The 558-nt window shown below is 67.6% G+C and carries 1 protein-coding gene and 1 pseudogene; both read right to left on the reverse strand.

Features of this window, described 5'->3' with window-relative positions; genetic code table 11:
• On the reverse strand, nucleotides 1–161 hold a 161-nt coding region (locus A9W96_RS33395), incomplete at its 3' end, for a hypothetical protein (RefSeq protein WP_197499581.1).
• Between the two features lie 221 nt (nucleotides 162–382).
• A pseudogene (locus tag A9W96_RS32285) lies at nucleotides 383–558 on the reverse strand (hypothetical protein); the annotation flags it as partial.

The following is a 558-nucleotide window of genomic DNA, read 5'->3' on the forward strand; positions in this document are numbered from 1 at the left end:
CCGTCACCGCTGGTCGGGGCGGTGGGCGCGGGCTCGGGGTTGTAGTCGACCAGAAACTCGTGCCAGCTCGGATCGACGGACGAGGGGTCGTCGCGGAACTTGCGGTACATCTCCTCGACCAGCCATTCGTTTTGCCCGAACGGTGAACTTATGTTGCTCACGACCGCAGTTCGCCTCAATCCTTCTTTTTCGCAGGCGCATTCCCGCGGCGCCTGCAACCTTGTCGGCCCCGGATGGCCGAACACTCATACCCATGGCGGTACCCATTGTTCCGCCCTATAAAGGCTAACCTTTCGCCGCCGATCCGCCAGGCTGACCGGGGCACCGGGTGGGGGCTAGCCCGGCCGCGCTTGCGATCGCACGGCCGCGCTTGCGATCACGGCTAGCCGGCTTCGTGGACCGGGGGGACCAGATGCAGCGCGCGGGGCCAGCGCGCGGGCGGTGTGCCGAAAGCCCGGCCGGCGTTGCGGATCATCTTCTTGCCGGCGAGGTAGTTGCCGATGGCGCCCACCACGACCCCGACCCCGACCGGCAGCAGTTTGCCGAACAGCAGGGCGC

Source organism: Mycobacterium sp. 1245852.3 (genome assembly GCF_001669335.1).
Classification (GTDB): Bacteria; Actinomycetota; Actinomycetes; order Mycobacteriales; family Mycobacteriaceae; genus Mycobacterium; species Mycobacterium europaeum_A.